17 protein-coding genes are annotated in these 19,935 nt (G+C 34.0%); 7 read left to right on the top strand and 10 right to left on the bottom strand.

The window, feature by feature from the left end; genetic code table 11:
* Positions 1–15 precede the first annotated feature (15 nt).
* Genes AC3Y25_RS18570 through AC3Y25_RS18560 form a run of 3 tightly spaced genes read right to left on the bottom strand, consistent with a single transcriptional unit; the run spans position 16 to position 4,161 of the window.
* A complete protein-coding gene (locus tag AC3Y25_RS18570) occupies positions 16–1,302 on the bottom strand; it encodes a glycosyltransferase family 4 protein (protein WP_489903766.1) in 1,287 nt (428 codons plus the stop codon).
* A 56-nt stretch (positions 1,303–1,358) separates the two neighbouring features.
* Positions 1,359–3,818 carry a YfhO family protein gene (locus AC3Y25_RS18565; protein WP_489903765.1) on the bottom strand — a complete coding sequence of 820 codons (2,460 nt, stop codon included), beginning with the start codon at positions 3,816–3,818 and terminating at the stop codon, positions 1,359–1,361.
* Positions 3,819–3,867: 49 nt separating this feature from the next.
* Positions 3,868–4,161 (bottom strand): DUF4834 family protein, encoded by a 294-nt coding sequence (locus AC3Y25_RS18560; protein WP_177210233.1) that lies wholly within the window; start codon positions 4,159–4,161, stop codon positions 3,868–3,870.
* Between the two features lie 123 nt (positions 4,162–4,284).
* On the opposite strand from AC3Y25_RS18560, the gene AC3Y25_RS18555 reads away from it, so the two are divergent.
* Together AC3Y25_RS18555 and AC3Y25_RS18550 are read left to right on the top strand one after the other, a co-directional pair.
* Positions 4,285–5,253, top strand: coding sequence for a transporter (locus tag AC3Y25_RS18555; RefSeq protein WP_489903764.1), 969 nt, complete (start codon positions 4,285–4,287; stop codon positions 5,251–5,253).
* A gap of 46 nt (positions 5,254–5,299) precedes the next feature.
* The gene (locus tag AC3Y25_RS18550) at positions 5,300–6,418 is read left to right on the top strand and encodes a GTP cyclohydrolase (protein WP_489903763.1); all 1,119 of its coding nucleotides are present in this window, start codon (positions 5,300–5,302) and stop codon (positions 6,416–6,418) included.
* Between the two features lie 107 nt (positions 6,419–6,525).
* Here AC3Y25_RS18550 and AC3Y25_RS18545 read toward each other — a convergent pair whose 3' ends face one another.
* Positions 6,526–7,014, bottom strand: a complete 489-nt coding sequence (locus AC3Y25_RS18545; RefSeq protein WP_379797907.1) for a hypothetical protein — start codon at positions 7,012–7,014, stop codon at positions 6,526–6,528.
* Between the two features lie 123 nt (positions 7,015–7,137).
* Positions 7,138–8,397, bottom strand: coding sequence for a cysteate-C-fatty acyltransferase (gene capB / locus AC3Y25_RS18540; RefSeq protein ID WP_095929960.1), 1,260 nt, complete (start codon positions 8,395–8,397; stop codon positions 7,138–7,140).
* Between the two features lie 258 nt (positions 8,398–8,655).
* On the opposite strand from capB, the gene nirK reads away from it, so the two are divergent.
* Genes nirK through AC3Y25_RS18525 form a run of 3 tightly spaced genes read left to right on the top strand, consistent with a single transcriptional unit; the run spans position 8,656 to position 11,511 of the window.
* The gene (nirK, locus tag AC3Y25_RS18535) at positions 8,656–10,101 is read left to right on the top strand and encodes a copper-containing nitrite reductase (protein ID WP_489903762.1); all 1,446 of its coding nucleotides are present in this window, start codon (positions 8,656–8,658) and stop codon (positions 10,099–10,101) included.
* A gap of 16 nt (positions 10,102–10,117) precedes the next feature.
* Entirely contained in the window at positions 10,118–10,897 is a 780-nt protein-coding gene (locus tag AC3Y25_RS18530; RefSeq protein ID WP_489903761.1) for a formylglycine-generating enzyme family protein, read from the top strand.
* Positions 10,898–10,914: 17 nt separating this feature from the next.
* Positions 10,915–11,511 (top strand): SCO family protein, encoded by a 597-nt coding sequence (locus AC3Y25_RS18525; protein ID WP_489903760.1) that lies wholly within the window; start codon positions 10,915–10,917, stop codon positions 11,509–11,511.
* Between the two features lie 317 nt (positions 11,512–11,828).
* Here the strand turns inward: AC3Y25_RS18525 and AC3Y25_RS18520 are convergent, their stop codons facing one another.
* From AC3Y25_RS18520 to AC3Y25_RS18500, 5 genes are all read right to left on the bottom strand, one after another.
* Entirely contained in the window at positions 11,829–13,052 is a 1,224-nt protein-coding gene (locus tag AC3Y25_RS18520) for a hypothetical protein (RefSeq protein WP_489903759.1), read from the bottom strand.
* A gap of 167 nt (positions 13,053–13,219) precedes the next feature.
* The gene (ric, locus tag AC3Y25_RS18515; RefSeq protein WP_489903758.1) at positions 13,220–13,951 is read right to left on the bottom strand and encodes an iron-sulfur cluster repair di-iron protein; all 732 of its coding nucleotides are present in this window, start codon (positions 13,949–13,951) and stop codon (positions 13,220–13,222) included.
* A 27-nt stretch (positions 13,952–13,978) separates the two neighbouring features.
* Entirely contained in the window at positions 13,979–16,213 is a 2,235-nt protein-coding gene (locus tag AC3Y25_RS18510; RefSeq protein WP_489903757.1) for a nitric-oxide reductase large subunit, read from the bottom strand.
* A 99-nt stretch (positions 16,214–16,312) separates the two neighbouring features.
* Positions 16,313–16,840: an azurin gene (azu, locus tag AC3Y25_RS18505; protein ID WP_489903756.1), complete on the bottom strand. Its 528-nt coding sequence runs from the start codon at positions 16,838–16,840 to the stop codon at positions 16,313–16,315.
* 20 nt (positions 16,841–16,860) lie between these two features.
* On the bottom strand, positions 16,861–17,310 hold the full coding sequence (locus AC3Y25_RS18500) for an RrF2 family transcriptional regulator (protein WP_489903755.1): 450 nt from the start codon (positions 17,308–17,310) through the stop codon (positions 16,861–16,863).
* A gap of 200 nt (positions 17,311–17,510) precedes the next feature.
* On the opposite strand from AC3Y25_RS18500, the gene AC3Y25_RS18495 reads away from it, so the two are divergent.
* Positions 17,511–18,290, top strand: a complete 780-nt coding sequence (locus tag AC3Y25_RS18495) for an NYN domain-containing protein (protein ID WP_489903754.1) — start codon at positions 17,511–17,513, stop codon at positions 18,288–18,290.
* A gap of 36 nt (positions 18,291–18,326) precedes the next feature.
* Positions 18,327–19,841: an FMN-binding glutamate synthase family protein gene (locus AC3Y25_RS18490; RefSeq protein WP_489903753.1), complete on the top strand. Its 1,515-nt coding sequence runs from the start codon at positions 18,327–18,329 to the stop codon at positions 19,839–19,841.
* Positions 19,842–19,935 lie beyond the last annotated feature (94 nt).

The raw sequence follows: 19,935 nt of genomic DNA, 5'->3' as shown, positions 1-19,935 counted from the left end.
TTTATTTTTAAATGATTATCCTCTAATCAGCTGTGCTAATTGTTTGGTTAGGTTTTTTCTTGAATATTGCTGTAAACCAATTCCATGCGATTGTAATTTCCCTTCCAAAAACTGATTAAAAAAGTCCAAAATTACACTTTTTAACTTCGCTTTTTCAGAATAATCAAAAAATACTCCAGTATTGGTCTCCGTAACGATATCGGCAAAGTCTGAACCTTGAGGCCCGATAGCGATTATCGGACGGTTTGAGACCATATATTCAAACAATTTTCCTGGAATAATACTTTTAGTATCTTCAGAATTAATTTCTATTAAAAGTAAAACCTGAGATTTTCTTTGATGCTCAACGGCTTCTTTGTGAGAAACGTAACCCACTAAATTCAAATAATCATTTAAATGATGCTCTTGAATAGCATCTAGAACTTCTTGACTTACTGCTCCAATTAATTTTATTTCTAAATGTGCCTTAAATTCTGAAACTTCTTGCAACAACTCCACTAAAACCTCCCATAAAAATGGCGGATTTCTATCAGACAAAAATGAACCAATATGGGCTAAGGTAAATTTAGTGTCTAGCGTCTGTTTTTCGACAGTTTCAACATCGTAACCGTTTGTGATTACCGTAATTGGCTTATTGGTAATAGCCTCAAATTCAGCTTTTGTAGTTTTACTTGTTACAATGATTTCGTCTGCAGAATTAAGCACTTTGTGTTCTAAGTTCTTATGTTTTTTTTCGGCATAAGAAGATAAACGAAGCGCTTTATGATACCCAATTGTTGTCCAAGGATCGCGAAAATCAGCGAACCATTTCACTTTTAATTTTTGCTGTAATTCTAAACCAATTAAGTGCAAACTGTGTGGCGGCCCAGAAGTTACAATCGTATCAATATTATTTTCCTTAATGTATTTTTCTAAATAAGAAACTGATGGTTTTACCCAAAACACACGTGCATCTGGAATAAAAAGATTTCCACGAACCCAAAGAAACGTTTTATCCAAAAAAGTCTGTTTTTTCTTTTGCGGAAAAATCCCTGAACTGATTTTCTTGGTTTTATTTTTAGAAAAAATAGAAGCCAATTGATAAGGCTCCCATATTTTATTCTTTAGAACGATTACTTTATCTGATATTTCACTTACCAAACCTTCATCAACAATTGGATAAGTTGGGTTTTCTGGAACATAAACTATTGGTTGTACATCAAATTCAGGCAGATATTTTACAAATTTCAGCCAACGCTGTACACCAGGCCCTCCCGCAGGTGGAAAATAATAGGTAATTATTAAAAGTTTTTTTTGTTCCATATTTAAATTACACAGAGATTCACAAAGTCAACACTGAGTATCGCAAAGATTTTTTTTTAATTATTTTGAGTATCTCTGTGACTTTTTTGCGAATCTTTGCGGTAGAATTTCTCAAAATAAATCCCTCCAGCTAAAAGCAACAACATTCCGATTGAGCTTATTAACGTAATGGTTCCTCCAGTTTGAATAATCTGAGGCTCGAATTTAAATTCAATAGTATGTTTTCCTGCAGGAATTTCCATTGCTCTCAAAACATAATCAACAGGGAAATGATCTGTTAGTTTACCATCAATATAAGCGTTCCATCCATTTTTATAATACATTTCAGAGAAAACAGCTAAACCATCTCCGCTATTTTCAGATTTGTATTTGATATAATTTGGTTTGTATTCTACTACTTTTATCGTTCCAGTTGTATCCCAAGGCTTTTTTAGACGAGCGTTCGGGAATTTACCTTCATGTTCGTGAACATTGAAAACTGCCACTTTTTTAGTGTCTAAAGTGTTTAGCGCTTTCATTACATCGTCTGGTTTATTTACCAGTTTTACTGCACCCACAAACCAAGCATTTCCGTTAGCGTCTGGATTAACAGCAGGAATTTGGTTTCCATCCTTATCTACTTGAATTACATACTTAACATTTAACATATTTAGTATTTCAAGGTTATTTTTAGCAATTTGATAATCGTACAATTGCTGCATCCTTCTAGGTCTTACAGCACTATAACCTCCAATTGTTTTATGGAAATAAGAAGATCTACCTTGCAATTGTCCCTGAAGGTCAAACACACGATAAACCGAAGTGTCTTTTAATATCTGAGAATCTGCCTGCGTTTCTTGAAAAGGAGCTGCAATCTGAACAGGGCTGACAAAATCTTTGGCAGAAACGTATTTTTTATCTACAAAGAATAAATCAAAAATCATTACCAACCCAACTACAACTAAAGTAGTTGTCTGAGAGAATTTATTCTTTACAAACATCCAAAGCACTACAAATGTCACTATAATTAAGAATCCAGATCTTAGTAAATCTGCATAATACATCGTCATTCTGTCTTCTTTTAAAGCATCAACGAAACCTGGCCCGTAACTTTCTAAGAAATATTGATCACTAGTTCCTGTAAAATGGAAGAAACTTTTAGCAATTAGCAAAATAACAAGTATTCCTAAACCAAAAACGCCTGTTTGCACTAATGCTTTCTGCTGCAATTTTGGCTCATCTTTAGCTTTAAAGAATGATTGTAATCCCATAACGGCTAAAACAGGGAAACATAATTCTAAAATAACCTGAATTGAAGATACAGCTCTAAATTTATCGTAAAGAGGAACATATTCTATAAAAAAGTCTGTCAATAAAGAGAAGTTTTTCCCCCAAGAAAGCACCAAAGTAAAAAGTGCTCCGGTAAGAAAAACATATTTAATCTTTCTTTCATCTATAAATAAAGCTAAAACTGCTAAAAAGAAAACTACAGCTCCAATATAAGCTGGTGCAGAAACGATTGGCTGATCTCCCCAATACGTTGGCATTCCAGAAACAAAATCCTGAGCTTGAGATGCAGGAACTCCCTGCTCAAGCATAAATGCATACATGCGGCTATCTGTACCCACGTTTTCGTGACTTGAACCTCCAAAAATTCTTGGTGCAATTAAATTTAAACTTTCTGCAATACCATAACTATATTCTGTAATATAATCTGTAGTCATAGAAGCAGTCGTTTCATTTTTAGATCCGTCTGGATTAAAAGTCAACTCGCTTTTATCTCTGATACTGTATTTAGCATATTCGTTGGTTGCCATTAAATTACCTGCATTGGCACCTAAGGCAAAAATCCCTGCAACTAATAAAACTCCACAAGAAATTAGAAGTCCTTTAAAATCTTTTTCTTTAATAAAATTGTAAGCATAATAACCTGAAAGTATCAATAAGAAAATCAATAAATAATAGGTCATTTGGAAGTGATTGGCACTAATTTCTAGTGCTACGGCAAACATGGTGAGCAGACCTCCCTTAATATACTTCTTCTGAAAGACGAGTATAAACCCAGCAATCACCAAAGGCATATAGGCAATAGCATGCGCTTTAGCATTATGCCCAACTCCTAAAATAATGATCATATAGGTTGAAAAACCAAACGCAATTGAACCTATAAAGGCTTTTAAAGGATCTGTTTTTAAAACCAATAATAAGCCATAAAAACCAAGGAAATATAAAAATAAGTAATCTGCAGGACGCGGAAGAAAACGCAGTACGTCATCAACTTTACCAATAAAATCGTTTGGATAATTTGCTCCAAGCTGATAGGTTGGCATACCTCCAAAAGCAGAGTTTGTCCAATAAGGTTCAGCATTTTCCGTTGCTCTAAAATCGTTTTGCTCTTTTGCCATTCCGGTGTATTGAGCAATATCAGACTGGAAGATTTGCTTTCCTTGCAGAACTGGATAAAAATAAATTAACGAAACAAAAATAAAGCCCAAGATAACAAGGGCATGCGGATAGAACTTATTTACTATTTTCAATTTTGGCTAGTTTGGGTTAAAATGAATCCTAAATTTTCAGGACACAAATCTAATCTATTTCTTCGTAATCGACATACTCTCCCACTTTTTTGGTTTCGCGCGGGTTTTTAGCATTAGCGGTATTAATGATTATTTCATCATTATTATTTGTATATTGTTTGTTCTGATACGTATTGCTTTGATTATACTGCTGTTGCTGTCTTTGAAAATTTTCACTAGCATTTTCTACCGCCTTTTTTACCAATACTGGCAAAAAGATTCTAGCTAAAAATTTAAAAATGTAATAAAAAGCTATAACCCACATGATGGTTTTAAACAAACCTGAAAATGATGCTTCTTGCATAACTATATATTTTTTTCCAAAATTAATAAATCCATTCCTTAAAAATAAAATATGAATCTTAAATAAATAATAAAATATGTACATTTGAAATGCGTTATTATTTTTTAATCCAAAAAAAATTATATGTCCAAAATTAAAAACTTACTTGCCCCGGTACTTTTTTTTATTCCACAACTGTTTTTTGCACAATACACTGATGTTATTAATTCCAACCGCCCAGGAGAAACCATGTCAGCATATGCTGTCGGAAAATCTGTAATTCAGGCCGAACTTGGTGTTTATGGCATTAAAGAAAAGCACGATTTATTAGATTACGACGCCAGCGGATTTGGTACAGATTTAACCCTAAGATATGGCGCTTTTTTAGAACAGCTAGAGTTTGTTGTAGATTTACAATATCAAACAGAAAACTTTGATACTCCGTATACTAGTTACAAAAAGAATAATTTCAGACAAACGGTTTTAGGAGCTAAATATCTTATTTATGATCCATACAAAAACTATAAGAGAGAAGTAAACATTTACAGCTATAGAGCCAATCGTAATTTTCAATGGCGCGAATTAATTCCAGCGGTTTCGGTTTTTGCTGGAGCTAATTTTGTTGGCGCAAATAATCCGTACTATTTTTCTCCAGATGGAGCTATTTCACCTAAAGTTTCATTGATCACGCAAAACTTGCTAGGAGGCGGATCTTGGGTGTTTGTAACTAATATTTTTGCAGATTATATCAGTACAGACTATCCAAGTTACGGATATATCTTAACTTTGACGCACGGATTCAATGATAGATGGTCTGGTTTTATTGAAAACCAAGGACATAAAAGTGATTTTTATAGCGATTCAATCCTTCGTGCTGGAGCTGCTTTTTTGCTATCTTCGAATATGCAGGTTGATGCTTCTATAAGTACTAATTTCAAAAACACACCATCTATTGTATATGGAGGCGTTGGTGTATCATGGCGTTATGACGGATGGTACAAAGAAAAACAAATTGAAAACAAAGCGGCAGATAGAGCTAAAAAGAATCCTGACAACGAGAAAAAAGTTGATTATCAGGAAAAAGAAAGAAAACGTAAAGCAAAATACGAATAAAGCATAAATAACTAGATCCTTTTTTAAGGACTTTCAATACCACCTAATGATTACAATTAAAGAAGCCAAAAGCAAGAAAGAATTAACCGAATACATTAAATTTCCTTTCTCATTATATAAGGACAATCCGTATTGGGTACCACCTATCATTTCAGACGAGTTGGAATCTTTTGACAAAACCAAAAATCCTGCATTTGATAATGCTGAAGCTTATTTTTATCTAGCATACAGAGACAATAAAATTGTTGGCCGTATTACTGCCATTATCAATTGGTCTGAAGTTAATAATCAGCATAAAAGAAAAGTTCGTTTTGGATGGTTTGATGTAATTGATGATATTGAAGTTACAAAAGCACTTCTAGAAAAAGTTTATGAATTAGGAAGAAAACACAACTTAGAGCATGCTGAAGGCCCAATGGGATTCTCAAATCTAGACAAAGTTGGTGTTCTTACCGAAGGTTATGATCAGGTTGGAACCATGATTACTTGGTATAATCATCCTTATTATGTAACTCATTTTGAACAATTAGGATTTCAGGTTGAAAAACAATATATCGAAAGTATCTTCCCTTTTTCAAATGTAAAACCAGAGTTCTTTCAGAAAGCTGTGGCTTTAATCAAAAAACGTTACGAAGTAAGATCTCTAACTTTTACCAAAACAAAAGACATTATGCCTCACGTAGACAAAATGTTTGATTTGTTTAATGAATCTTACGAGAAACTGGCTTCGTTTGTAGCGATTTCTGATATACAGAAAGAATATTTCAAAAAGAAATACATCAGTTTCATCAATCCAGAATATATTAAGTTTGTTGTTGATAAAGATGATAATTTAGTCGCTTTTAGCATTGTAATGCCAAGTTTTACAGAAGCACTGCAAAAAATAAAAGGAAAATTATTTCCGTTTGGTTTTCTACAATTATTAAAGGCTAAAAAACACAGTAAAGATGTTGTTTTTTATTTAATTGGTGTCCATCCAGATTACCAGAACAAAGGTGTAACGGCATTAATTTTTGATGAATATTACAAAACTTTTTCAGAAAAAGGAATTAGAAATTGCATTAGAACTCCAGAATTATTAGAAAATAATGCAATCCATTTGCTTTGGAAAAACTTTGATCCAGTTATTCACTGTCAGAGAAAGACTTATTTGAAGAATCTTTAATTTTAGTTTTTAGTCACGGTCACAGTTTTCAGTTTTAGAAAATTAACTATAAAAAAAATCCATTCGCCCCCAAACGAATGGATTTTTCACTTTTATAAAACACATCATTACTCTACTTTGCAATCCACTTTTACCAAAGTATTTTTTGGATCAAATTTCAGTTTTGATTTATCTTTAAAAGAAACCTTATCATTAGCGGTTACCACGTCGCCGTATCCTTCAATAAAAGTTCCATCTTTTTGTAGAAAAGCAACTTCTCTTACAGATGAAACTCCTTCCGAATTAAAGGTATAATCAGCAATTAAAGTATCGCCTTTCATGTTCCCGATTAAGGTTCCCTCGTTTTTATCTTTTCCAACCAAATTATAGCTTAATTTTCCGTTTACTTCCTGATGGGAATTAACATTAAAACTCATTTCTATAATACTTCCGTTCAATCGCCAAGCATAACATTGATCTCCCGCAGGCTCTACAAGTTCAGCTTCTTTTGGCGGACTAGGTGTAATTTGTACTGGCTCTATTGTCGTTGTTTCTTTTTTACAAGAAGCAAAAACCGACAAGGAAAGTACAGCTATTAGTGTTAGTACTTTTTTCATAATTCTTTATTTTTATTTTGTGATTATGACATAAAGTTACCTCAAATAAAAAAAAATCCATTCGTAGAACGAATGGATTTTTTTACATAATTCCCACTTAAGGAAATCTATTTTTACAAGAATTTACGAAACGTCAACAGTTGTGCGTTCAGCAATTTCTTTATAAGTTCCGTTAACTAATTTCTCACGGATCGCTTCAAATGCTGTTAAAGTCTCTTCAATATCGGCTAAAGTGTGAGAAGCAGTTGGAATCATTCTTAACAAAATAATTCCTTTTGGAATAACTGGATAAACCACAATAGAAAGGAAAATTCCGTAATTTTCTCTTAAATCGTTTACCATTACCATAGCTTCCGGAATACTTCCTTCTAAGTAAACTGGCGTAATACAAGTATTGGTATCTCCAATGTTAAATCCTTTTTCTTTAAGACCGCTTTGCAATGCATTTACGTTTTCCCAAAGTTTATCTTTAATTGCAGAAGATTTACGCAATAACTCTAAACGTTTTAAAGAACCAATTGTTTGAATCATTGGTAAAGCTTTAGCAAACATTTGAGAACGTAAGTTGTATTTCAAGTAATCGATAACTGTTTTATCAGCCGCTACAAAAGCACCGATGTTAGCCATAGATTTTGCAAAAGTAGAGAAGTAAACATCAATTTGATCTTGAACTCCTTGCTCCTCACCTGCTCCGGCACCAGTTTTACCTAAAGTACCAAAACCGTGAGCATCATCTACTAATAATCTGAAATTGTATTTTTTCTTTAATTCAGCAATTTCTTTTAATTTTCCTTGCTGTCCGCGCATTCCAAAAACACCTTCAGTAATGAATAAAATACCTCCGCCTGTTTCTTCTGCCATTTTAGTAGCACGCTGCAGGTTTTTCTCCATACTTTCCAAATCATTGTGTTTGTATGTGAAACGTTTACCCATATGCAAACGAACACCATCAATGATACAAGCATGTGAATCTACATCATAAACAATAATGTCATTTTTAGTAACCAAAGCATCAATAATAGACACCATTCCTTGGTAACCAAAATTTAATAAATAAGCAGATTCTTTCATTACGAACTCTGCCAATTCATTCTCTAATTGTTCGTGGTACGTAGTGTGTCCAGACATCATACGAGCTCCCATCGGATACGCTGCACCAAATTGAATTGCTGCATCAGTATCTGCCTGACGAACTTCTGGATGATTGGCTAAACCTAAATAATCATTTAAACTCCAGTTTAAAATATTTTTTCCGTGAAATTGCATTCTAGGACCCAACTCTCCTTCTAACTTTGGGAAAACATAATAACCTTCTGCTTGAGAAGCCCATTTTCCTAAAGGTCCTTTATTGTCCTGAATTCTTTCGAATAAATCTTTTACCATAATATATGTAGTAATTTTTTTTACTTAATCAGCGAGCAAAAATAATCATTATTAATTTAAAATGAAGAGCCTCAATTATTTTTATTAAAAAATATTCTGTCACAAAAGAAATATAAGATTTTACATCTATTTATTTAATCCATAAAAAGCCCCTTAGCTCTGTAATTGTGTAAAAACATGATTAATATCATAATAAAGGACAAATAAGTCTTTTATTTTTGTTTAGAAATTTAACGCAAAACTAAATCTAAATATATCATGAAAAGAACTATCAAAATCTGGATTAAAACGAGCTTTCTTATCTGCACGTTATTTATGTTGCTCATTTTAGGAAGCTGCAAAAAAAATGAAGACAAGTCGTATGCAAATATTATGACTGAAGGAGAAATGGATGCCGAACTTACATCTCCTCCTCATGTTCCTAAACCAGTCGGAAGCAGAACAGCGATGAAACTGAAACTAAACATGGAAATTAAAGAACAAGAAGGAACAATGACTGATGGAGTAAAATATACCTATTGGACATTTGGAGGTTCTGTTCCAGGAAGCTTTATTAGAACTCGTGTTGGCGATGAAGTTGAATTTCACTTAAAAAACCATCCTGATAACAAATTGCCTCACAATATCGATTTACATGCCGTAACTGGTCCAGGTGGTGGAGCAACCTCATCTCTTGTAGCTCCAGGACACGAAAAAGTATTCAGCTTTAAAGTTATAAATCCTGGATTGTATGTTTATCACTGTGCTACTGCTCCCGTGGGAATGCACATTGCAAATGGTATGTACGGATTAATTTTGGTTGAGCCAGAAGGCGGACTTCCTCCTGTTGATAAAGAATACTATGTAATGCAGGGTGATTTTTATACTCAAGGCGAATATGGTGCAAAAGGTCTTCAGCCGTTTGACATGAATAAAGCGGTGAAAGAAACTCCTGATTATGTAGTGTTTAACGGAAAAGTGGGATCATTAACAAATGGAAATGAATTGACTGCTAAAGTTGGCGAAACTGTTCGTTTGTTTGTTGGAAATGGCGGGCCTAATTTAGTTTCTTCTTTCCACGTTATTGGAGAAATATTTGACAATGTGCATGTTGAAGGTGGAAGTACAGTAAATAAAAATGTTCAGACTACTTTAATTCCTGCAGGTGGTGCGGCAATTGTAGATTTTAAAGTAGAAACTCCAGGAACTTTCATTTTAGTTGATCACTCTATTTTTAGAGCATTTAATAAAGGGGCTTTAGGAATGCTTAAAGTTGAAGGAAAAGAAAATAAAAACATTTACTCAGGAACCATTCAAGAGGGTATTTACTTGCCTGAAGGCGGAACAATACAAAAAATGCCAGGAACCTCAACTGCAAAAGTTGCAGTTCCGAAACGTACTGTTGAAGAGAAAGTTAAAATTGGTAAAGAAATCTTTGGAACCACATGTTTCGCTTGCCACCAATCTGAAGGACAAGGAATTCCAAGTACTTTTCCTCCTCTAGCAAAATCAGATTATTTAAATGCCGATTCTAAACGTGCAATTAAAACAATTCTTCATGGTTTAACTGGAGAAGTAACCGTTAACGGTAAAAAATACAACAACGTAATGCCTGCTCAAAATTTATCTGATGATGAAATCGCAAATGTATTGACTTACATTTATAATAGCTGGGGCAACAATAAAACAGAAGTCACACCAGAAATGGTTAAAGCTTTACGATAACAGCAAAACTCCTAGAATGAAAAAATACATTTTCATACTTACAATTTTCTTTTTCTCTGCGGTTAGTGTCATGAAGGCTCAGGAAAAAGGGATGGCATTCATAAAAGAGGGATCTTATGTCCCTCTTTATGGAGCTGTTTCTCAAAAACCTGTTATAGTAAAACCTTTTTTCATAGACATTTACCCTGTAACCAATAGCGAGTTTTTAGAATTTGTCAAAAAAAATCCTTCTTATCAAAAATCTAAGATTAAAGGAATTTTTGCTGATAAAAGCTATTTGTCTTATTGGACAACTGATTTTGATTTTGGAAATGCCAATTCTAAATCGCCAGTAACAAGTGTATCTTGGTTTGCAGCAAAAAAGTACTGTGAATGTCAAGGAAAACGATTAGCGACAATGGATGAATGGGAATATGTAGCAATGGCCGACACCAGAAAAATCGATGCGCGGACCAAAAAAGAATTCAACGAATATATTTTGTCTTGGTATGAGAAATCGAGAACGTATGAAAATGAAATTGGAAAAACTTTTAAAAATTATTGGGGCGTTTACGATATGCACGGTTTAGTTTGGGAATGGACTTCTGATTTTAATAGTATCTTTTTATCAGGAGAGTCGAGAAAAGATAAAAGCACCGATAAAAATCTCTTCTGCGGAAGCGCTTCTGTAAATGCATCCGATTTAATGGATTATGCCGCATTTATGCGCTATGCATTCAGAGGAAGCTTGAAAGCACAGTATTCTACACGAAATCTTGGATTTAGATGTGCCAGCGCGACAAAACCGAAAATCTAATTTAAAATTATTTTATAATGAAAAAAATAGCAGTTGCTTTTCTTCTCTTATTCTCGCTTTACAGTTGCAAAGAGTCTGATAAAAAAGAAGTAAAAGCAGAAACAAAAAAGGAAATCAGCGATTTATCAATTTACAACCTGCCTTCTAAATGGACAACACAAGATGGAAAAGATATTGAATTAAAATCACTTAGAGGAAATGTTTTGGTAATGGTGATGATTTATACCAGTTGCAAATCGGCTTGCCCTAGATTAGTTGCCGATATGCGGGATATAGAGTCAAAACTGGAGAAAAAAACCAAACAGCATGTCAAATTGATTTTGGTCAGTATTGATCCTAATACAGATACACCCGAAAGATTAAAATCGTTTGCAATTGAAAATAAAATGAATCAAGATCCTTGGATTTTCCTTCGTTCAACTGAAGAAAACACCCGTGAATTTGCAGCTGTTTTAGCTGTAAATTATAAGAAAATTTCTCCAATAGATTTTTCGCATTCAAACATCATAAGTGTTTTTAATCCAGAAGGAGAATTAGTATTTCAACAGGAAGGTTTAGGCGTAAATAATGAAAAAACAATTGAAGCAATAAATCTAGAAGCTGGAAAAATATAGATATTTAAATAGGTTAATTAGTAGAAACAAGAGTACAATTTCTAAGCAGAAATTGACTCTTGTTTTTTATTTAAAAAGCTAAGTCAAGCTTCGGAGAAGCGAAATATTTATAGAAAACATTTGACGAAGATAAAAAGCTCCAGCGGAGCGAAATATTTATCAGGTTAACAAATTATATTCTTAATATCATTCTATAAATATGTCGCTCCGCTGGAGCTCTCTATGTAGTTGATCTAGATTTTTCTAGAAATATTTCGCTTCTCCGAAGCTTTACAATATGTCATCTCTCTGCTATAAATATGCCTTCTCGCGGAGACTTAGATACTATGGAAATATGATTTTCGTTTAATTATTGAAGTCATTATTAAAACCAATCCCAAAACCAAAAGAATACTAAAAATCAAAATACTTTGAAAATATCCTGGAATACTTCCTTCTCCAAAAAAGAAGAACCAACCTTGAAGAAACAACAAAACTTCTGTCAAAATATATCCCAAAATAAAAACCTTCACTCCTATTTTTAATAGGACAGAATTGGCAGAAAGCATTTTATTTTGAAGAAGAATTCCAAACAAAAATCCAGTTATGATTCCCAAAGTCGTTAAATGAATAAATCCAATAACAAAACTTCTAATTTGATGTGAAACTTCAGCTAAGTTTGGGAAAATAATCAGCATTTGAATTCCAACTTTCAAAAACAAAGAACATAAAGCCAAACTATAAACCATTTTAGTCGTTTTGTCTAAAGTATTTTTGAAATGATTTATTTGTGGTTGCAACATTTTATAGAAATAAATAAAAGCGCACAATTGAATTATAACTCCACAAACATTCATATAACTTAAAATATCATTTCCTATGAACCAGCGAACTGGAAAACAAACTGTCAATATCGTAGATATAACCATTAGAATGTAAAACTTCTTAAATTTTACCTCATCAATCTTTTCTTGAAATTGTTTTAAAAACAAAGCCAAAATTGCCAAAATAAACCAGCCGTTAAATTGAAAATGAAGAAAAAACTGAATCGCAATTTGATAAAAAGCGCTTTGTTTTCCTAAGGTACTTACAGCTGGTCCGAGGCACCAAACTCCACAAGTTGACAAAATCATAAATAGAATCGAAACCGACAAAAGTCTTTGCGATGGAGATTTATCTCTTAGACTATCTTTCCAAACCAAACGGCAAAAAACATAACTGAGTAAAATATGCATTGTCGAAAAAATAATGGAAAACAAAGCATAGCCCTGAATTGGAAAAGCGATCATCATTCCAATAACAGAAAATTCAGTCAGCCAAAATAAGCGGTTGTAAATAGGTTTCTGACTTTTTTCTTCCGGAATAAAAAAATGAACAATCAAAACATAAACGATCAAATAAACCCAGCCTAACATGGCAACATGCGAATGTGCGTGAAGCAGAAAACTGTAGTTTAAAAAATCCAAGGGAAAGAGATACATAAGGCGCATTAATAATCCGAAAACGCAAGCCATCAGAAAATTAAAAAAACAGCAAAGTATCCACGCTTTTTGAGAATTCATATTATAACTTTTAAACACATTAAACAGTTAAACCATATAAGTAATATAAGAAATTATAAGGTTTGCTAAAATGAACTTATATTCCTTATATGGTTTAAAAACAAAACACCGATAATTATCATTTTAGAAGATTATTACCGATGTTTTCAAACTATTAAAATTAACCTTTATTCTACTTCAACAAAGTCTTTTTCTAAAACAACTGCTTTTGGGAATAAGATATTATTTTCCAAATGAATGTGTTTATGCAAATCTGCTTCAAACTCTTTTAGCATTGCAAAAGTTACTCTGTAAGTTGTGCAAGCATCTGCTGGCGGAGTGTAATTATCGGTCAACGCAGCTATTTCTCTAAATCGCTCGCCTTCATTATCGTGTTCGTGCATCATCATCGCAATCGGATTTGAAACTGTTCCGAAAGATGGCTGAGATAAAATTCCATCAGATTCTTTTGTTTTCACCATTCTTTTTACAAAAGGAAACAATACCAATTCTTCTTTTTTCATGTGCTGAGATAACTCTCCGGCACAGCCAATAAACAGTTCGTTTATTTTAAATAATTCTGGATGATTTACGCCGTGCACTTTGCATAATTTATCTAAAAACGGAAGCAAAACGTTTGTTTTTTCTTCTACATAACGGTGATGCGTTTTCTCAATATAATCTGCCAATAAATCTAAGGGCCATGAATTAAAATCAATTGTTCCGCTGTTTTCTGATTGTACAACTTGTAATACATTTTCTAATAAAGTATCGGCATCAATATTTTGTTTTTCGCATACTTCAGTAACTGTTCGGTTTCCTTTGCAGCAAAAATCTATTCTGTATTTTGAAAATACTGCAGCCGTTCTAAAATCTTCAGCTACAAAAGATCCTATTGTTTTGTTTTTTAAATTTTCCATGATAATCTGTATTATATTTTGTGTGTTTTATTTTTTGTTTTTTAATGTCAGTTCAAATACAAACCAAGCCATTGTAATAAATCCGATTCCGAAAATAGAATCTCCAATAGCGCGAAGCCATTTTAAAGTAATCATTGTTGGCTGCTGCATTAATTCTGATGAACGAGCGTACCACATTCCGTGATTGATGCTTTCAATTGCCTGCCAAACTCCAATTGGTAATAAGCTTAGAATTGCCATTAGGAATAAACCAATATTTAGAGACCAGAAAGTAATTTTTAACAGCTTATTATTCCAGCTTACATTTCGGTATAAACTTCTGAGTACAAATAGTACCAGACCAATTCCTAGCATTCCGTAAACTCCAAACAATGCGGTATGTCCGTGTAAAGGCGTTGTATTTAAACCTTGAACATAGTACAATGCAATTGGCGGATTAATAATGAATCCGAAGATTCCGGCTCCAAGGAAATTCCAAAAGGCCACAGAAATCATGAAATAAATGGGCCATTTATAATCGGCAATCCATTGCGTTGATTTTGAGATTTTATAGTTTTGATATGCTTCGAATCCGATTAAAGTCAGCGGAACCACTTCTAAAGCACTGAATGTTGCCCCCAAAGCCATAATTGCTGTTGGTGTTCCAGAGAAATATAAGTGATGGAATGTTCCTAAAATACCTCCAGACATGAAAATAATGGTTGCAAAAAGAACATTTAGTGTTGCCGTTTTCGTTTTTAATAATCCCAAACGAACAAACAAGAATGCAATTACAACGGTAGCAAACACTTCAAAGAATCCTTCAACCCAAAGGTGAACTACCCACCATCTCCAATATTCTGCAATCGCTAAATTGGTCTGTCTTCCCCACATTAATCCAGCTCCATAAAACATGGCAATTGCAGTACAAGAAACTAAGAACAATATGATTAGGTTTTTCTCTGCTGTTTTTTTCTTTAAAACTGGAAGTAACGGACGAATCATTAAAGCCAGCCATAAAAACAATCCAACCAAAAGAAAAATCTGCCAGAAACGGCCTAAGTCAACGTATTCGTAACCTTGATGTCCGAACCAGAAATTCTGAACCAAATTCAGTTTTTGCATCACTCCAAACCATTGTCCAACCATTGAGCCTAAAACAATAATCAAAAGCGCAATAAACAGAAAGTTGATACCAAAACACTGAAATTTAGGATCTTTACCCGAAACTGCTGGAGCAATATATAGTCCTGTTGCCAGCCAAGCCGTTGCAATCCAGAAAATGGCCAATTGTGTGTGCCATGTTCGTGTTACAGCGTAAGGCAGAATTTTGTCAATTGGGATTCCGTATAAACCATTTCCTTCCACTCCGTAATGAGCAGTAATAATTCCGAAAACCATTTGCAGAACCATCAACAAACTCACAATCCAGAAATATTTGGTTACCAATCCCATAGATTTTGTCTTGCCCTGCTTGATAAGCGGATCTTCTTTTGGCAGCGGAAATTCTTCCTCTTCACCAGATTTTGCATGATAGAAAACTAAGATTCCAACACTTAAAATCAATAAAATAATACTTACTCCAGACCAAGCTAAAAGCTCTGTAGTGGCAGTATTTCCAACCAATTCATCTGACGGCCAGTTGTGTGTATACGAAATATCTCCATCAGGACGATTGGTAACTGTTGCCCAAGTTGCCCAGAAGAAAAAAGCATTCATTTTATGCATTCTTTCAACATCTTTAATAGAGTTTTTCGGAATCGCATATTCTTCTCTTAACTTATCAAATTGAGGATCATTTGTAAAAAGACCTTTATAATACTCGCTTAAATACTCAATCGCAGCCAAACGGTTTTCAGAAATGGTAAGCACTCCTGTTTCAGCATCATATCTATTGGTTCTTAAATCTTTCTGAAGACGAACCTTTAGAGCCGATTTTTTTTCGGCATCTAATTCATCATACTTCTGGTTAAAATCTTTCTTTGCGTAGATATCCAATATAAAAACAGCCTCTCTATGCAACCAATCTGCGGTCCAGTCTGGGGCCACATAGGCGCCGTGTCCCCAGATAGATCCCACTTCCTGGCCACCTATACTTTGCCAGATATTTTGTCCGTCTTTAATTTCGCTTTCGCTAAAGACAACTTTACCAGAATCGGTTACTATTTCTTTTGGAACTGGCGGTGCCTGCTGATAAATCTCGTAACCGTAATAACCAAGCACGGCAAATGATATACTCATTACCAATGCAAAAACTATCCATAATTTTTTTTCTCTTTTCATTTCTCTTGGGGGGAAATTAATTAATAAAAGACAAAATTATCTTTTATTTGTTTTTAAAAAAACTCCAAACCTATTTACAGCATTTGGAGTTTATGTTATTTACTCAACAATTAATACACCTTTCATCATGGCTACGTGACCAGGGAAAGAGCAAATAAATGGGTACGATCCTTTTTTATCAATTGTAAACTCGATTGTGTCTTCTTCTCCACCACCAATTAACTTAGTGTGTGCAATAATTGAAGCTTTTTCAGATTCCGGAATATAATCCGTTGCTTTGGCATCATTAGCTTTTAAAGCAAAAGCAGCTTGATCTGTTCCTTCTTGTAAAATCACTAAATTGTGTCCCATTGCTTCTTTCGGGATTTTACCAACGTGTTTCAAAGTCAATTTGATTGGTTTTCCGGCAACAGCTTTCAATTCATTTACATTAAATTGCATTTGGTCATTTCCTTCAATAACTAAAACATTTTCCTCTGTTGCTGCTGCTACAGGAGCTTGTTCTCCTTCTGTAGACGGCTCAGTTGTTTCTGTTTGATCAGCTGGAGCTGTTTCTTTTTTACCGCAAGAAATAACGGCTAAAAATCCCATTAGGATTAGTACTGAAATTTTGGTTTTTGTATTCATTTTTAAAATATTTAATAATATTAGTTGTTCGCATTTGTCGCTTTAAGAAAGAAATCTCCCGATTTTACATCAGAAGCTAGCTGTTCCAGAGTTGTGTTTTTAAGCATTTCTAACAGCAGTCCTCTTATTTTCTTAAACTCGTGATGAACGGGACAAGGATGTTCTTCCGAGCATTCTTTCAATCCTATTCCACAACCGCTGTATATTTTATTTCCGTCAATAGCATCTACAATCTGAATTAACTTTATTTTTTTCGATGTTTCTGGCGAAACTTCAAATCCGCCCCCAACTCCTTTTGTTGAATGAATTATGCCGCTTTTGGTTAAAATCTGCATAATCTTGGCTGTAAATGGTTCTGGCGAATCAATTTCTTTCGCAACATCTTTTATTCCAACCCTAATCCCTTTAGAAGATTTGGTTGCAATAAATATTGAAGCTCTTATTCCGTACTCACACGCTTTTGAAAACATACATTCCTAATTAATTCCACACAAAGATATACAGGTTTTAAATAAAAGACAAATTTATCTTTAATTATTTTTATAAAGATCAAATCTTATTTATAATGAAACTAATTAGTGCCAATAATTACACATATTCATCATTCAATTCTGATAAAAACCAATTTTAATTTTAACTTTGAGAGTATTAAATTTTAAATATTTAACAAATGCCTTTAAGCAATTCAAAAGATTTAAAACTGGCAGTCCTTATTGATGCAGACAACGTGCCATATAGCAATGTAAAAGGCATGATGGAAGAAATTGCCAAACTAGGAACGCCAACTACGAAAAGGATTTATGCCGACTGGACAAAACCAAATGCAAATGGATGGAAAGGCGTTTTACTGGAACATGCCATTACCCCTATTCAACAATATAGCTACACGGTTGGAAAAAATTCATCAGATTCTGCTCTAATTATTGATGCAATGGATTTGCTATACTCTGGTAAATTGGATGGATTCTGCATTGTTTCCAGCGACAGCGATTTTACAAGACTTGCCGTGAGACTTCGTGAATCGGGTATGAAAGTAATTGGTATTGGAGAAAAGAAAACACCAAACTCGTTTATTGTGGCCTGCGACCGATTTATTTATATTGAGGTTTTGGATGGAGCTATTCAAAAGAAAAAACCTAAAACAGCTGCTACTGATACCAAAAAGCCAATTGAAAAACCTGCCGAGAAAGCACTTCATAAAATTGACAAACAAACTATTGAACTGATTGAAGCTACTATCGAAGATATTGAAGATGACGATGGTTGGGCATTTCTTGGTGACGTCGGAAATCTGATCGTCAAGAAAAAACCCGAATTTGACCCTCGAAACTATGGTTTCTCTAAATTGACACCAATGCTTAAATCATTAACCGATATTCTGGAAATCGACGAAAGAGAGTCAGACAAAAAAGGAATCAAACACGTTTATGTACGTTTAAGATTCAACTAATTATCACATTTATTACCTATTTAATTTTTTAAAAACATGAGAAAAAAATTTTTTATTTACGGATTCTTATTGTTTCTAATTGTTGCTGCAATTTATTACTATACTGGACGAGGTTATTTACTCGTATTTATTATCCCAATCTTACTGATTGTAGGAGTCTATAATGCATCTCAAGAAAAACACGCTATTTTAAGAAACTTCCCTGTTCTAGGTTATTTCAGATATTTATTTGAAATGATTGCACCTGAGATTCAGCAATATTTTATTGAAAGATCTACAGACGGAAAACCTTTTTCTAGAAACCAGCGCTCCTTAGTTTATCAAAGAGCTAAAAACATTGATTCTAGTACACCGTTCGGAACACAATTAAACTTAAATACAGAAAACTACGAAGGAATCAAGCATTCTATTTTCCCTGCAAAAGTAAACGAAGAATTACCTCGTGTATTAGTTGGAGGAAAAGATTGCAAACAGCCTTATTCTGCTTCTTTATTTAACGTTTCGGCAATGAGTTTTGGTTCGTTGAGCGAACATGCGGTTCGCGCCATTAATATTGGAGCAAAAAAGGGGAATTTCTATCAAAACACAGGAGAAGGTGGACTAACTGAATTTCACCTTGCAGGAGGCGGTGATATTACCTGGCAGATTGGTACAGGATATTTTGGCTGTCGTGATGCAGAAGGAAATTTTAGTCCAGAAAATTTTTCTGAAAAAGCAAATCTTCCAAATGTAAAGATGATCGAGATTAAAATTTCTCAAGGTGCAAAACCAGGTCATGGAGGTGTATTGCCTGCTGCTAAAAACACAGAACAAATTGCTAAAATTAGAGGTGTTGTGCCACATACTATGATTCTTTCTCCTCCAGGCCATCATGCTTTTTCTGATGCCAATGGATTAATTCAATTTATTAAGCAATTACGCGAGTTATCAAACGGAAAACCAATCGGATTTAAACTATGTATTGGTAATACTGAGGAGTTTGAAGCAATCTGCCAAGAGATGATTAATGAAGACACCTATCCCGATTTTATCACTGTCGATGGTGCAGAAGGTGGAACTGGAGCTGCTCCGCTTGAATTCGCAGACGGAGTAGGAATGCCTTTTGAGCCTGCTTTGATTTTTGTGAATAAAACTTTGATACGTTTAGGTATTCGCGATAAAATGCGCATTATTGGAAGCGGAAAAATCATTTCTGGTTATTCTATTTTACATGCCATTGCGTTGGGTGCAGATATGTGTAACAGCGCAAGAGGCTTTATGTTCTCTTTAGGCTGTATTCAAGCCTTACGCTGTCATAATAATGAATGTCCAACAGGAGTAGCAACTCAAAACAAAATGTTGATGAAAGGTTTGGTTGTTACTGATAAATCTGAAAGAGTGTATCATTTTCATAAAAACACACTTCATGCGGCAAACGAACTTTTGGCTGCAGCCGGAAAAACCTCATTTGCAGATGTTGACATCAACATATTTATGCGTGGAGATGAGTTTACCAATTTATCGGAACTCTATTTCCCAGACAATTTGAAAAACGTTACGCAATTCTCATAAACAGAAAAGCCTCTTCAAATAGACTGCACCCAAAAGTTTAGACAAATTTATAATTAAGTTTGATAATAATGAGCTCGATATTGTATCGGGCTCA

This window comes from Flavobacterium sp. LK-23, from assembly GCF_058135255.1.
Note: the sequence above shows the minus strand (reverse complement) of the source record. Positions and strands in the feature narration are given on the sequence as shown.